This window comes from Sphingomonas olei (assembly GCF_045369765.1).
Lineage (GTDB): Bacteria > Pseudomonadota > Alphaproteobacteria > Sphingomonadales > Sphingomonadaceae > Sphingomonas > Sphingomonas panaciterrae.
Map to the genome: position 1 here is coordinate 1 of NZ_JBIQEU010000036.1, position 11,787 is coordinate 11,787.

Consider the following 11,787-nt stretch of genomic DNA (forward strand, 5'->3'; position numbering starts at 1 on the left):
AGCCACCAGTCCGTTCTCCAGCCAAACCCGGCCATTTCGCTTAGGGTGTCATTTCGCCCTCAGCCGGAACCGACCCCGCCAAGCCGGTGCCGCAGGCGCCTCGACCGAGGCGCTCCGCAACACCGCAATCAACAATCTGCGTCAGCGGCGCGCCGAGCTTGCTGCCGATTATCAGCGGCTGATGGTGCAGTTCCAGCCCGATTACCCGGCCGCCAAGGCGGGTCAATCGCAGATCGACCAGCTCGACCGTTCCATCGCCCGCGAGGAGGGGCGCGTGTCCGGTTCGCTCGAAGCCGACTTCCGCGAGGCGCGCGAGCGCGAGCGCGGACTGCAGAACAAGGTTGATGCTTTGAAGATGAGCTATCTCGATCTTCGGCGGCGAAGCATCCAGTACAATATCTACCAGCAGGAGGTGGACACCAACCGCGCATTGTATGACGGCCTGCTGCAGCGTTTCAAGGAGATCGGCGTCGCTGGCGGTGTGGGGATCAACAACATCTCGGTGGTGGACATCGCCAACAGCCCGCAGAAGCCGTCAAGCCCACGTCTGCTCCTGAACCTTCTGCTCTCACTGCTGGTGGGCATTGGCCTTGGTGCCGTTGCGGCCTTTGCGCTTGAACAGATCGACGAGGCGATCGCCGATCCAGCCGAAGTGGAGCGGCGGCTCGGATTGCCATTGCTGGGATCGGTGCCGAAGGTTGACGGCTCGACGCCCAAAGAGGCGCTGCTTGATCGCAAGTCGGACTTGTTCGATGCATACCTTGCAGTTCAGACGAGCCTGGCCTTCACCACCGAGAACGGCATTCCGCGCACGTTTGCGGTGACGTCCACGCGCCCGGCCGAAGGCAAGTCGACCACTGCGCTGGCGCTGGCGACCACGCTGTCGCGTGGCCAACGCAAGATCCTGCTGGTCGATGGCGACATGCGCTCGCCATCGATCCACCAGATGGGCGGCGTCGATCATGACCGCGGATTGAGCAACTTCCTGGCCGGCGACGACGATATTGCCACCATGCTGTTCCCGATGCAGGATCTAGGCTTCATGGCCATGTCGGCGGGGCCGATCCCGCCGAATGCGGCCGAACTGCTCACCGGCAATCGCCTGGCGGTTCTGGTGGAGCGGCTCCTGGAACAATATGATCATGTCATCATCGATTCGCCGCCGGTGATGGGTCTGGCCGACGCGCCGCTGATCGCCAGCCGTGTCGAAGGCGTGATCTATGCTGTGGAATCGCACGGCATCCGGTCGAGCCTGGTGAAGACCGCGCTCAACCGATTGGCTAGCGCCAATGCTCGCATCTTTGGCGGCGTGCTAACCAAGTTCGAGGCGCGAAAGGCGCACTACGGCTATGGTTATGAATATGGTTACGGCTATGGTCGCGAGCGTGACGAAAAGGCCTGACCGGCCATCCAGGAGCGGCGGCCGGCTTGCACGTCGCTTCCGAAAGGAATGGCCGGTCCGCACGGGATTAGCGGCGCTGGTTGCAGCGCTGGGCTATGCCAATGTCAGCTTTACGCTGGCCGAGGCGCTGCGACGGGATGCCGAACGTGCCCATGCGCTGGCGCCTTACGATGGACGCATGACGGCGCGCTTGGCGGGCGTTTTAAGCGGCCCTGAAGCGACCGCATCCGATCGTAGCCGTGGCGATGATCTGGCAAGAAAGGCATTGCGGCAGGATCCGGTGAATGTTCCCGCGGCCGCGGCGCTGGGGTTCAACGCGCAGGTACGCGGCGACGTTGCTACGGCCCGCCGCGCCTTCACCTATGCGGAGCGATTGTCACGCCGGGACCCTATGACGCAATTGTGGGCCATCGAGGAAGCAGTGGCACGCAATGATATTGGCGACGCCGTTCGCCACTACGACATAGCGTTGCGTGTTAAACCCGAGATGAGCGAGGTCTTATTTCCGGTGCTGGCAGCGGCAAGTGTCGAAGCCCCCGTTCAGGCACAATTGGTGCGCACGCTTACGGCCAAGCCACCGTGGAGCGAGGGTTTTGTCAATTTTGTGGCCGCCCGGGGTACGAACCCGCAGGCAACGGTCGTGCTGCTCCAGCGTCTCGACCGTGCCCGCGTGAAAACGCCCGACACCGCCAAGGCGGCGCTGCTGAATGCATTGTTTTCCAGTGGCCAAATCGATCGGGCATGGGCCTATTATGCCACTATCCGCGCCGGCGTCTCGCGCGATCGGGCGCGCGATCCAGGCTTTGCCAGGCAGCCCGACGTACCGACGTCGTTCGACTGGGTCACGGTGGGCGACGGTGGGATTGTCGGCACGATCGAAAAGGGCGGCTTTGACTTTTCCGCACCCGCCAGTGTCGGTGGACCTATGCTGCAGCAGGTCCAGCTTCTGCCCCCGGGCGATTATCGTTTGAGGGGGCATAGCACCGATGTCGATCAGCCGGACGGAACCCTCCCCTATTGGACACTGGTCTGCCAGGACGGAAGAGAATTGGGTCGTGTGACGGTATCGCGGTCCAGCCAGTCGGGAGGTCGCTACGCGGGCATGCTGCGCGTGCCGCAGGACTGTCCGGTTCAGACGCTGGTGCTCGTCGCCCGGCCATCCGACAATATAGCGGGGCTGTCGGGCCGCATCGACCATGCGGCGCTGGAACCGCTTCCGCGCGGAGGACGGACGTGAGACGAAAGGCTGAAGCTGTCATGCTGGCGGCATCGCTGGTCGCGGCGCCTGTAGTGGCACAGGAAGTGGCAGCCGGGCGTGTCACCAGCTCGTCGGTGGGAGAGGTCGGGCAGCGTCGCGCGAAAGCGGTAGCCGGCATTGCACCGCTCGCGCGCGTGAACACGCGCCTCCAAAACCGCATCGAGGCACGCCTGCGCACCAGGGTCGATCGCAATCAGGCTCCCGTTATGGATTCCAGCTCTGGTTACGACGTCGCCGCCCGGGTGATCAGCCAGACCGATAGCCCAAGGTAAACCAGATATCATCTGGACGTGGCGCGCGACCTCGCATCCGCGATGCAGTGCGATCCGAAGCTGATCGAGCAGGCGGCGAGTGGCGACACGAAAGGAGCGGCGCGGGCGATGGCTGAGGAGCAGCGTGTCTGGCTCGATCCGGACGCGCGTGCCGATCGGTTCATCGTAGGCTGACAAGCGATGCAGCGCCAGCGCATTCAGCTGGAGCGCGCCGGCGACACCGCAGGCGCCGAGAAGCTGCGCGGACGCATGGCGCAGGCCATAGGCGGGCTCGCCCGTGATCCACAGCTCGAATCCGCGCTACGTCACCGTGCGCCCGAGTTGGAGCTAAAATCGGGGAAGATCGGGCGATCGACGACGCTTTGACGAAATCGCTAAGGCCGGAACGTGATAGCGACTGGGTATTAAGCCGACAGGTGGCTGCGACGTGGCGCGGATGGCAGTCGATTGTAAATGTTGCGCCATCAATCCTGGGATCAAACACCTAAAGCATTCGACTGGTTGATCTGAGAGACAAGAGACTGATCCGCCCGTACGGTCGACATGTCGTGTTGCCGCAATCTTGCTCCTAAACCGTCACAACAGCGGTGTAAGCTCGGTCGCGCTGCCATTGTCAGGATTGCGATTCCCGAAAGCCGCACCAGCGAATTCGCCTTCTAGGTTCCCGATGACTGGAAAAGACCGCCGCGTCATCGCTGGTCATCCCAGCCCAAGCCCGGGCAGAAGGTCGTGCCGAACGTTCTGGCCACCTATGATCGCCTCCCCGCTGACACCACGCTGGAAGCATTCGTCGACAATCAGGTGAGCGAGCTGATGCGCGGCGCCAAATGGTTTGCGCTGAAGAGGCGGCGGGCGATCACGCTGGCCGGGCGCGCGGAGAGGAGGTGGTGTTCCAATGGGATGCCGGCGCCGGGTTGCTGCGCCAGCGCCAGTTCTATTTCGCGCTGCCGGATGGGCGCATCATCACCGTCGTCAACACCGCCACCGATGCTGAATTTGACACGACGGACTAGATATTCTCCCTCATCCTCAACAACTTCACTTGGTTCTGATGTAGGAGGGGCGGGGTGGAATCCGCACTAGCCGCCGCACGGATCGGGGACGAGATCGAGCATTCCAATGCGACGCTCGGATTCGCGGTGGGGGCTGCGGTGGGGCTTGGTGTGGGCCTGGCGATCCTTGGCGGGTGGTCGCGGCGCCGTTCACTGGCGGCCTGTCGCTATGCGCGTCGGTCGCCGCGGTAGCGGCGCTGGGGGGGATCGTCGCAGGTGTGGGCGCGGGCGCTGCGGCAGGGGGCCTTGGCGGGCTGATGACGGCGCTCGCCGGGCCGATCACGTCCGGATCGTCTAACGTGTTCATCAACCGGCGCGCGGGTGATCGACGTGGTCGCCTGCACCAAGCATTCCGCGCCGCCCCAGCGCATCGCGCAGGGCAGCAAGAGCGTCTCGATCAAGGCGTCAGGCCGGGAAAGCCCCGCTTAGCCGCTTTCAACGAGCGTTCGGATCGTTGCCATGGACAGGAACAGCCTCAAAGGCTTGGACGGCAGCGGCTCAAAGCCATAGCTGATATAAAGCGCTAGGCGCCTCGCCACCGCATCGGGATCGCCGCAGTCGAGCACGTCGAGCATGACAACGGCTATGCCCAGCGCCTCGGCCGCGCCAGCTAAGCGTATCAGGCAATCCATCAGCAGATCGCCACCATAGCCCCGTCCTTGATAACGGCTATCGACGCCGATCATCGAGATATAGGCGGCCGGGATACTGCCATGGGCGGGGCGGTTGCGGGCAAATCGCTCGGGCAACTCGGTGTAATCAATGGCATGAGCATTGACGGCGTAGAAGCCGATCAGCACGCCTTCGGACCCGACCATCACGAACGTGCGGGCGTTGCCCGCCTTGGTTAGCTTGTTGGCGGTCCGGCGGAAGAAGTTGTCGACCTGGTCGATGCCACAGGAGAAGGCCGTTCGATCGTGCTTGGTCGGATCGAGCGGCTCTATGATGAAGGACTTTGATCCTTGGAGCGCCGTCACTTGCTGATGATCGTCTCACGGTAGCGCGCAAAGGCTGCTCGCAGCCGATCGGTGGGTGCGGGGGGCGTATCGAGCGCGGCGAAGAACGCCTGATGATCGACCTGCTGCAAGCTGGTGCGCTCATGCGCTGCGATCGTCTCCAACGCCGACCGATAAGCGGCGTTCATGGTGAAGACGGAATCGTCCACACCGGAAAGCGCGGCAGCATGCTGGATGGCGTGCTTGATACGCGGCTTGATGCGGAAGTTCATCCGCTCGCTGCTGCGCTCTTCAACGACGCCGATCTGGTCCTGGAAGCCGAGCATGGCACACCTCATTAAACTTTCACGCGATGTACGTCGTTTAAACGTACATTTCAATGATGTTTAGAAGCTGTGCGACTTCTATCGTGGTCATCGCACCGGTCAGCGGTGTTTGGTATTGCGCGCGGTGCATGGGAGAGGGCCGGGTATCAAGTCCGCGCCGCTGCACTAGCAGGTATTTCAGCCGAAAAGCTCAGAGGTGGTTCGGGCATTGCGTCACGCACCATCGCCAGCATGGAGCGGCAGTGAGAGCTCGGCAGGGGAAGGATACCGCGGTGTGCCTGTCGGCGTCAGGGCAAGCGAACGGGGCAGGTGAGGCGATACCCTAATGCTCACCGTCGATCCCTTGGCCGGTGTGTACGATTACGCCGGATCGAACAGGCGGGCGAACTCGCGCTGATCATAATAGCGGATTTTCTGCGCCCAAAGCGGGCGTTCGCCCTGGCGTAGCAGCAGGAGAGTGTCCGCCGGCATCCGCATGATTTCGTCGGGCGTCACCAGCCTGCGCGCGGCGACGTGACCGCTGACGCTGGCCGAGTGATCCGGGCTGTCGAACCAGCTCGTTTTATGGGGCGTGCTGACGGTCTCATCCTTGATGGTGGTGTCGCCGATCGTACGCGAGAGCATGTCGACGGTCGCATGATCGTTGACCCCGAACGCCTCGACCCCGACGGCATTGGACAGGAAGGTGCCGGCGCGCTCGCCGTAGAGCGCGCGGAGCTGGTGCATGTCCTGGAGGATCGGCCAGAGCTGGAGGCCGTAGCCGCCATCAGGCCTGTCGCGCGTTCCGCCGGCTTCAGTCGGCCGAGGGCGGCAAACTCATCGAGCAGGGAACAGCACGGGGCTTGCTGGGCGGGCAGGGGACCGCGCCATGTCGGTGACGGCCTGCCCGACCAGCAGCCGCAGCCAGCGCGCATAGGTAATCGAGCCGATCGGGCGGCAGGCACAGGAACACCGTGCGTGGCCGCTCCTTCAGGTCTGCGAACCGGAAGTCAGACGCCGAGGTGCTGTCCACCAGGCGGGGGCTGTCCATGAAGTGGGTGTGGCGCTGCGCCGAGGAGAGCACGCCCGCGGCCTCCCGTTTGACTTGTCGACCTGGCGGTTGGCGGCGCGCGCGATCAGACCGCTGACGCCGGTGCTGGCCTGCATGTCGGCGAGCAGTGCGGCGAGATCGGCGGGATCGCGGGTGAGCTTGTCGTGCGCGGTCGCCAGCGTGACGCGGGTAGGGGGCTCGTGGACGACGGTGTGCAGGATCACGCCGGCGATCAGCGCCCTGGTCGAGCGTCAGCAGGTTGGGGATGATCGTGCCGAGGCCCTTACCCGACCGGAGTGGAGGCCATCGTCAGCAGATGGGCGGGGCCGTCGTAGTGCAGCAGCTTGCCGGATCCGATGGGGCGGTCGATCAAGAGGCTTCGTTTTCCCGAAGCCGGCGCACGTCCGCCCGATCGCCGAAGCGGGCCGAGCCGAACAGCGAGCTGCGCCGGTTCGCGGCGCGGCGATTGAAGCGCCAAGCCAGGAACAGAATCACGCTGGCAAGCAGGAACGGAATGTCGGTGGCAATCTCGCCATAGCCGAAGATGCCCTTAAGCCAGTTATGGTTGGCGAACAGCACGACCGGGGCGACGAACCTTGCGAACAGCGGGCTGATCCGCCGCCGGGCATCAGCCGGCCCGCTCCAGCGGTGTGATCGCCAGCCCCGGATCGGCGTCCGGATGATCGTAAAGCCTCAGGATGATTTGCGTGGCGAGGAGAGGAGGTACAGCCTCGTCGCGGAGCATGTCAAACAACGCGTTATCGTCCGGCTCCATCGCCATGCCCTCGATAGCGAGATTGGCGCGAGATTCCGCGTCATCCTCGCGCCACATCGCGGCTTCCGCAGGCGTGCCGCGTACATAGTCGAGCGCGCGCACTTCCGTCCGGAGCGCGTCAAGGTCGAGCGTCGTCATGCCACCGTCTCCCTGCCTTCTGCTTCCGCGTCGAAGGCACGCTTGCCGCGCCGTTTCCACAGCGCGAGCATGTCGCCACCATCGTCGCCGCGAACACGGCCAACCAGCTCCAGCAGCGCGCCGTAAATGGTGGCGCGATCGTCGTCGGTGAGATCGACCAGGCCGGCCTTTTGGACTAGGCCGCCCAGTTCGATCAGATGGCGGGTGCGTTCGCGCCGTTGCACGACCCAGCTCCGCGTATCAGTCCGACGCCGCGCCGCTTCCAGACGCCGGATCAGCGCTCGGTTGCGCTCCTGTGCTGTCGCCGTTGCCGTCAGCAGTCCGCCTACCTTTGCGCCCGCGCCGCTGAAAGAAGGCGGCGCCCTTCGCACGCCACGCCTCCTTCGCTTCCGCTTTCTGCGAGGCAACGGCGTCGAGCAGCGCGCCGGCGAGCGTTTCCATGTCGAGCGCATCCGCGCCTGTGGAAGTAACAAGCTGGCCGAGCTGTTCAACACGGCGCGCCTTCAAGGCACGCGCCTTGCTCTCCAGCGCCTTCAGCTCCGCGTCATAGTCTCGCACCTTGCGCATGGTGCCTCCATTCTCCGCGTCAGTACCGCCGCAGCCTAGCAAAGCGATAGGGGAGGGCAAGCCACATCAGTAGGCACCACTAGGTCAATCAGGAGGAGCGAAGCGAATTTTTGAGTGCGCGCTTATACGTCGTTGCCCACGTGTGCTAAGTAAGGCAGATTGCAGAACGCAATGGCGATCTACCATTTCAGCGCCAAGGTCATCAGCCGGGCAAACGGCTCCAGCGCTGTTGCGTCCGCTGCGTATCGCTCCGCATCCGAGCTTCACGACGAGCGGCTTGGGCGCAATCACGACTTCTCCAACAAGGCCGGCGTCATCCACTCCGAGGTGCTGTTGCCGCAGGGCGCGCCGGAGCGTCTGTCGGATCGCACGACGCTATGGAACGAGGTGGAGGCAGGCGAGAAGCGCAAGGACGCGCAATTGGCGCGAGAGGTGGAGTTCTCGATCCCGCGCGAGATGAACGAGAAGCAGGGGGTGAGCCTCGCGCGCGATTTCGTGGAAAAGGAGTTCGTCCGGCGCAGGATGGTCGCCGACCTCAACGTGCATTGGGACCATGCAAAGGACGGCAGTCCCAAGCCGCACGCGCATGTCATGCTGTCGATGCGCGAGGTGGGACCGGAGGGGTTCGGCAAGAAGAACCGCGACTGGAACAGCAATGAGCATCTGAAGGGCTGGCGGGAGGCGTGGGCGGCTCATGTGAATGAGCGCATGGCCGAGCTGGGGCTGGAGGGGCGGATCGATCATCGCTCCTATGCCGACCAGGGCATCGAGCTGGAGCCGCAGCACAAGATCGGGCCGGCGGGAATGCGCCGCCTCGACCGCGGCGAGGATGCCGAGCGCGCCGACGATCACCGGCGGATTGCGCGGGAGAATGGCGAGAAGATCGCGGCCGACCCGCGCATCGCGCTTAACGGGATCACGCGGCAGCAATCGACCTTCACCACCCGTGATCTGGCGATGTTCGTCCACCGCCATTCGGAGGGCAAGGAGCAGTTCGACCGGGTGATGGTGGCGGTGCGGGCCAGCCCCGAGTTGGTGGCGCTGGGCAAGGATGGACGCGACCAGGAGCGCTTCACCTCCCGCGACATGATCGCCACCGAGGCGCGGCTTGAGCGGGCGGGAGACGAGCTGGCAATGCTCCGGGGGCATGGTGTCCCGGCAGTAATGCGTAAGCGAGGGAGTCCTGCCGGGACAGAGGGTTTAACGCTCAGCGGCGAGCAAAGTGCCGCGCTGGCGCACATCACCAAGCCGGAGGGGCTGTCCGTGGTGATCGGCTATGCCGGCACGGGTAAATCGACGATGCTGGGTGTTGCGCGCGAGGCGTGGGAGCAGGCAGGCTACCAGGTGCGCGGGGCGGCCCTGTCGGGCATCGCGGCCGAGAATCTGGAGGGTGGATCGGGCATCCAGTCCCGTACCATCGCCAGCCTTGAACATGCCTGGGCGCAGGGGCGCGACCAGCTTTCCCGTAACGACGTGCTGGTGGTGGACGAGGCGGGCATGATCGGCACCCACCAGATGGAGCGGGTGCTGTCCCATGCCCGCGACGCCGGCGCGAAGGTGGTGCTGGTGGGCGACCCAGAGCAATTGCAGGCGATCGAAGCAGGTGCTGCGTTCCGGTCGATCGCGGAAGCCCATGGCGCGGCCGAGATCACGGAGGTTCGCCGGCAGCGCGAGGACTGGCAGAAGGACGCGACCAGGGCACTGGCTACCGGCCGCACTGGCGAGGCACTGCACGCCTATGTGAGCCGGGGCATGGTGCAGGCAGCCGACACGCGCGAGGTGGCGCGGGGTGAGCTGGTCGATGGTTGGGATCGCCAGCGCCAGGCCGAGCCGGACAAGACCCGCATCATTCTCACCCACACCAATGCCGAGGTGCGTGCGCTTAACGAGGAAGCGCGCGGGCGGATGCGCGCGAGCGGCGAGCTGGGCCAGGACGTTGGCGTTACCGTCGAGCGGGGTCGGCGCGACTTCGCATCCGGCGACCGGATCATGTTCCTGCGCAACGAGCGTTCGCTGGGGGTGAAGAACGGCACGCTGGGCACGCTGGAGCAGGTCAGCGAGGGCCGCATGGCGGTGCGGCTCGACGGCGGCGAGCGCGTCGGCTTCGACCTCAAGGATTATGCCCATGTAGATCACGGCTATGCCGCGACCATCCATAAATCGCAGGGCGTGACCGTCGATCGGGCGCATGTGCTGGCGACGCCGGGGATGGACCGGCATGGTGCCTATGTCGCCTTGTCCCGGCACCGCGAGGGCGTGCAGCTCCATTATGGGCGCGACGACTTCACCGATTTGGCGAAGCTCGCCCGCGTCCTGTCGCGTGACCGCGCCAAGGACATGGCCGGCGATTATGCCGCGCCGTCTGACCAGGACCGGGCACGCGCGTTCGCCGAGCGGCGCGAGATCCGGTTCCCGGAACTCGCGCGCCAGGTGGTCGAGAAGGTGCGCGACAAGGCCAGGGGAGTGTTCGATGGGTTCCGGCCCAGGCCGGCGCCGGAGAAGGCGTCCGCGCCCGAACGGGATGCAGCGACTGCCGGCAAGCCCGACCAGGGCAAGGCGATCGAACGCTTTGCGCGCGCCACGGCCGATATAGGCCAGATGCGCGCCAAGGGGCTGCCGGTGTTGCCCCATCAGGAGAGCGCGTTGCGCAAGGCTGGCGAGGCGCTGGACGCAGGCCGGCCCTATGCCGCGCGCGACCTCGCTTCCGCGCTCCGGCGCGATCCGAAGCTGATCGAGCAGGCCGCCAGCGGCAACACCGGCGGGGCGGTGCGCGCGATGGCCGAGGAGCAGCGCGTGCGGCTCGACCCGGAAGCGCGTGCCGGAAGGTTCGTGGACGCCTGGAAGGCGATGCAGCGCGATCGTGCCGCCCTGGAGCGGTCGGGCGATCGTGCCGGCGCGGAGCGGCTGCGCGGCAACATGGCGAAGGTCGCCGGGGCGATTGGGCGCGATCCGCAGCTGGAATCCGCGTTGCGTCGGCGTGCGCCCGAGCTGGCGCTGAAACTGGAGAAGGACCGCACGGTCGGTGACGCGCTGGCCAAATCGCTGGAGCCATACCGCGAACGCGATCGGGGATTGAGCCGGTAGGCATTCGTGCTTTCGGATATGAAAGGACGCAGGATTGAGCGACGACGAGCACGAACCCGAGACAGCGCAGGAAGCCTTTGCGCGGGTGGAGGGCGAGCTGGCGCTGCTGCGCCGCGCCGTTGAGCGCATGGCGGTCGAGCGTGCCGAACTCCCCGAGCAGCCCGATTACAGCGAGACGCTGGCGGGCATGGTGCAGAAGATCGACGTCACCTTGCAGCGCGCCGACGCGCTGGTGGCGGCGGCCAGGGATGGAGCGAGCCCGCGCCATGTCGTTGACCGGATCGTGGCGGCGGGCGGCGATGCCCGTGCCGAGGATCGGCGGACGATCGCGACCGCAGCGGCCGAGCTGAAGGACGCAACCCGCGTGCTTCAGGGCGTGGTCGCGTCAGCGCGGCGGGGCGATGAGCAGAACCGCTGGCTAATGTGGACCGCGATCGGCGGGGCCGTGCTCGGCATGGTGCTTTGGGCGGTGTTCGCCGGCATCGTTGCGCGCGCCGTGCCGGCGAGTTGGCAATGGCCGGAGAAGATGGCGGCGCGTACGCTCGCCATGCCGATGTGGGAAGGCGGGCAGCGCATGATGCGGACCGCCGGACCTGACGCTTTCGCCAACATCGCGGCGGGGGATCGGATCGTTGCCGCCAATCGCGAGACGCTCGAGGCGTGCCGGAAACGCGCGGATCGGGAACGCGAGACGGTTCGATGCACCGTCAAGGTGGAAGCAAGCCAAGGCAGGTAGCGCCGGCAGCTACCGCCTCAAAACGTTCCCCTGACGCTCTCTGCCGCATTCTTCACTTGAACAGCTGAATCGACAAGAGCCGAGCTGATCGTCAAACCTGCAATAGACTTGACGTGATGGGTTGGACGGCCCCTGCACCAGCGTAGCTGTGCGATGATGTGGTCGTTGAGCCACGTCTAGGAGTTGATCCA

17 protein-coding genes and 1 pseudogene are annotated in these 11,787 nt (G+C 65.3%); 10 read left to right on the plus strand and 8 right to left on the minus strand.

Annotated features, from left to right (window positions below):
* From ACH0BU_RS17215 to ACH0BU_RS17245, 7 genes are all read left to right on the plus strand, one after another.
* A partial coding sequence (locus tag ACH0BU_RS17215; RefSeq protein WP_500264395.1) for a GumC family protein occupies positions 1 to 1,402 on the plus strand: 1,402 nt, incomplete at its 5' end.
* Positions 1,374 to 2,639 carry a tetratricopeptide repeat protein gene (locus tag ACH0BU_RS17220; protein WP_500264396.1) on the plus strand — a complete coding sequence of 422 codons (1,266 nt, stop codon included), beginning with the start codon at positions 1,374 to 1,376 and terminating at the stop codon, positions 2,637 to 2,639. The genes ACH0BU_RS17215 and ACH0BU_RS17220, both read left to right, overlap by 29 nt.
* 20 nt (positions 2,640 to 2,659) lie before the next feature.
* Positions 2,660 to 2,932 carry a hypothetical protein gene (locus tag ACH0BU_RS17225; protein ID WP_500264397.1) on the plus strand — a complete coding sequence of 91 codons (273 nt, stop codon included), beginning with the start codon at positions 2,660 to 2,662 and terminating at the stop codon, positions 2,930 to 2,932.
* An 18-nt stretch (positions 2,933 to 2,950) separates the two neighbouring features.
* Positions 2,951 to 3,106 (plus strand): hypothetical protein, encoded by a 156-nt coding sequence (locus tag ACH0BU_RS17230; protein WP_500264398.1) that lies wholly within the window; start codon positions 2,951 to 2,953, stop codon positions 3,104 to 3,106.
* Between the two features lie 6 nt (positions 3,107 to 3,112).
* Positions 3,113 to 3,298, plus strand: coding sequence for a hypothetical protein (locus ACH0BU_RS17235; protein WP_500264399.1), 186 nt, complete (start codon positions 3,113 to 3,115; stop codon positions 3,296 to 3,298).
* 461 nt (positions 3,299 to 3,759) lie between these two features.
* On the plus strand, positions 3,760 to 3,945 hold the full coding sequence (locus ACH0BU_RS17240; protein ID WP_500264400.1) for a hypothetical protein: 186 nt from the start codon (positions 3,760 to 3,762) through the stop codon (positions 3,943 to 3,945).
* Between the two features lie 54 nt (positions 3,946 to 3,999).
* On the plus strand, positions 4,000 to 4,176 hold the full coding sequence (locus tag ACH0BU_RS17245; protein WP_500264401.1) for a hypothetical protein: 177 nt from the start codon (positions 4,000 to 4,002) through the stop codon (positions 4,174 to 4,176).
* Between the two features lie 233 nt (positions 4,177 to 4,409).
* On the opposite strand, the gene ACH0BU_RS17250 is transcribed toward ACH0BU_RS17245, so the two are convergent.
* Both ACH0BU_RS17250 and ACH0BU_RS17255 read right to left on the minus strand, forming a co-directional pair.
* Positions 4,410 to 4,961 (minus strand): GNAT family N-acetyltransferase, encoded by a 552-nt coding sequence (locus ACH0BU_RS17250; RefSeq protein ID WP_500264402.1) that lies wholly within the window; start codon positions 4,959 to 4,961, stop codon positions 4,410 to 4,412.
* A complete protein-coding gene (locus ACH0BU_RS17255; RefSeq protein ID WP_500264403.1) occupies positions 4,958 to 5,266 on the minus strand; it encodes a type II toxin-antitoxin system TacA family antitoxin in 309 nt (102 codons plus the stop codon). The genes ACH0BU_RS17250 and ACH0BU_RS17255 overlap by 4 nt, the downstream gene beginning before the upstream one ends.
* 108 nt (positions 5,267 to 5,374) lie before the next feature.
* Between ACH0BU_RS17255 and ACH0BU_RS17260 the strand changes: the two are divergent.
* Positions 5,375 to 5,509: pseudogene (locus ACH0BU_RS17260) on the plus strand (AAA family ATPase); the annotation flags it as partial.
* A gap of 117 nt (positions 5,510 to 5,626) precedes the next feature.
* On the opposite strand, the gene ACH0BU_RS17265 reads toward ACH0BU_RS17260, so the two are convergent.
* The 6 genes from ACH0BU_RS17265 to ACH0BU_RS17290 form a co-directional block, all read right to left on the minus strand.
* Positions 5,627 to 5,992, minus strand: a complete 366-nt coding sequence (locus ACH0BU_RS17265; protein ID WP_500264404.1) for a type IV secretory system conjugative DNA transfer family protein — start codon at positions 5,990 to 5,992, stop codon at positions 5,627 to 5,629.
* 67 nt (positions 5,993 to 6,059) lie between these two features.
* Positions 6,060 to 6,566, minus strand: a complete 507-nt coding sequence (locus ACH0BU_RS17270) for a type IV secretory system conjugative DNA transfer family protein (protein WP_443024639.1) — start codon at positions 6,564 to 6,566, stop codon at positions 6,060 to 6,062.
* Between the two features lie 99 nt (positions 6,567 to 6,665).
* Positions 6,666 to 6,875, minus strand: coding sequence for a hypothetical protein (locus tag ACH0BU_RS17275; RefSeq protein WP_500264405.1), 210 nt, complete (start codon positions 6,873 to 6,875; stop codon positions 6,666 to 6,668).
* Positions 6,876 to 6,924: 49 nt separating this feature from the next.
* Positions 6,925 to 7,209 carry a hypothetical protein gene (locus ACH0BU_RS17280; protein ID WP_500264406.1) on the minus strand — a complete coding sequence of 95 codons (285 nt, stop codon included), beginning with the start codon at positions 7,207 to 7,209 and terminating at the stop codon, positions 6,925 to 6,927.
* Positions 7,206 to 7,433 (minus strand): conjugal transfer protein TraD, encoded by a 228-nt coding sequence (locus ACH0BU_RS17285; RefSeq protein ID WP_046408094.1) that lies wholly within the window; start codon positions 7,431 to 7,433, stop codon positions 7,206 to 7,208. Before ACH0BU_RS17285 ends, ACH0BU_RS17280 begins: the two co-directional genes overlap by 4 nt.
* 16 nt (positions 7,434 to 7,449) lie before the next feature.
* Positions 7,450 to 7,776, minus strand: coding sequence for a conjugal transfer protein TraD (locus ACH0BU_RS17290; RefSeq protein WP_046408096.1), 327 nt, complete (start codon positions 7,774 to 7,776; stop codon positions 7,450 to 7,452).
* A gap of 171 nt (positions 7,777 to 7,947) precedes the next feature.
* Between ACH0BU_RS17290 and traA the strand changes: the two genes are divergently transcribed.
* Both traA and ACH0BU_RS17300 read left to right on the plus strand, forming a co-directional pair.
* Positions 7,948 to 10,860, plus strand: coding sequence for a Ti-type conjugative transfer relaxase TraA (gene traA, locus ACH0BU_RS17295; RefSeq protein ID WP_500264407.1), 2,913 nt, complete (start codon positions 7,948 to 7,950; stop codon positions 10,858 to 10,860).
* A gap of 34 nt (positions 10,861 to 10,894) precedes the next feature.
* Positions 10,895 to 11,596: a DUF6118 family protein gene (locus tag ACH0BU_RS17300; RefSeq protein WP_500264408.1), complete on the plus strand. Its 702-nt coding sequence runs from the start codon at positions 10,895 to 10,897 to the stop codon at positions 11,594 to 11,596.
* Positions 11,597 to 11,787: the final 191 nt, after the last annotated feature.

Excerpts from the sequence above, each read along its gene's own strand:
- ACH0BU_RS17220 (WP_500264396.1), top strand. The coding sequence starts at position 1,374 with ATGGTCGCGAGCGTGACGAAAAGGCCTGACCGGCCATCCAGGAGCGGC.
- ACH0BU_RS17225 (WP_500264397.1), top strand. The coding sequence starts at position 2,660 with ATGCTGGCGGCATCGCTGGTCGCGGCGCCTGTAGTGGCACAGGAAGTG.
- ACH0BU_RS17235 (WP_500264399.1), top strand. The coding sequence starts at position 3,113 with ATGCAGCGCCAGCGCATTCAGCTGGAGCGCGCCGGCGACACCGCAGGC.
- ACH0BU_RS17240 (WP_500264400.1), top strand. The coding sequence starts at position 3,760 with ATGGTTTGCGCTGAAGAGGCGGCGGGCGATCACGCTGGCCGGGCGCGC.
- ACH0BU_RS17255 (WP_500264403.1), bottom strand. The coding sequence starts at position 5,266 with ATGCTCGGCTTCCAGGACCAGATCGGCGTCGTTGAAGAGCGCAGCAGC.
- ACH0BU_RS17265 (WP_500264404.1), bottom strand. The coding sequence starts at position 5,992 with ATGCACCAGCTCCGCGCGCTCTACGGCGAGCGCGCCGGCACCTTCCTG.
- ACH0BU_RS17280 (WP_500264406.1), bottom strand. The coding sequence starts at position 7,209 with ATGACGACGCTCGACCTTGACGCGCTCCGGACGGAAGTGCGCGCGCTC.
- ACH0BU_RS17290 (WP_046408096.1), bottom strand. The coding sequence starts at position 7,776 with ATGCGCAAGGTGCGAGACTATGACGCGGAGCTGAAGGCGCTGGAGAGC.
- traA (WP_500264407.1), top strand. The coding sequence starts at position 7,948 with ATGGCGATCTACCATTTCAGCGCCAAGGTCATCAGCCGGGCAAACGGC.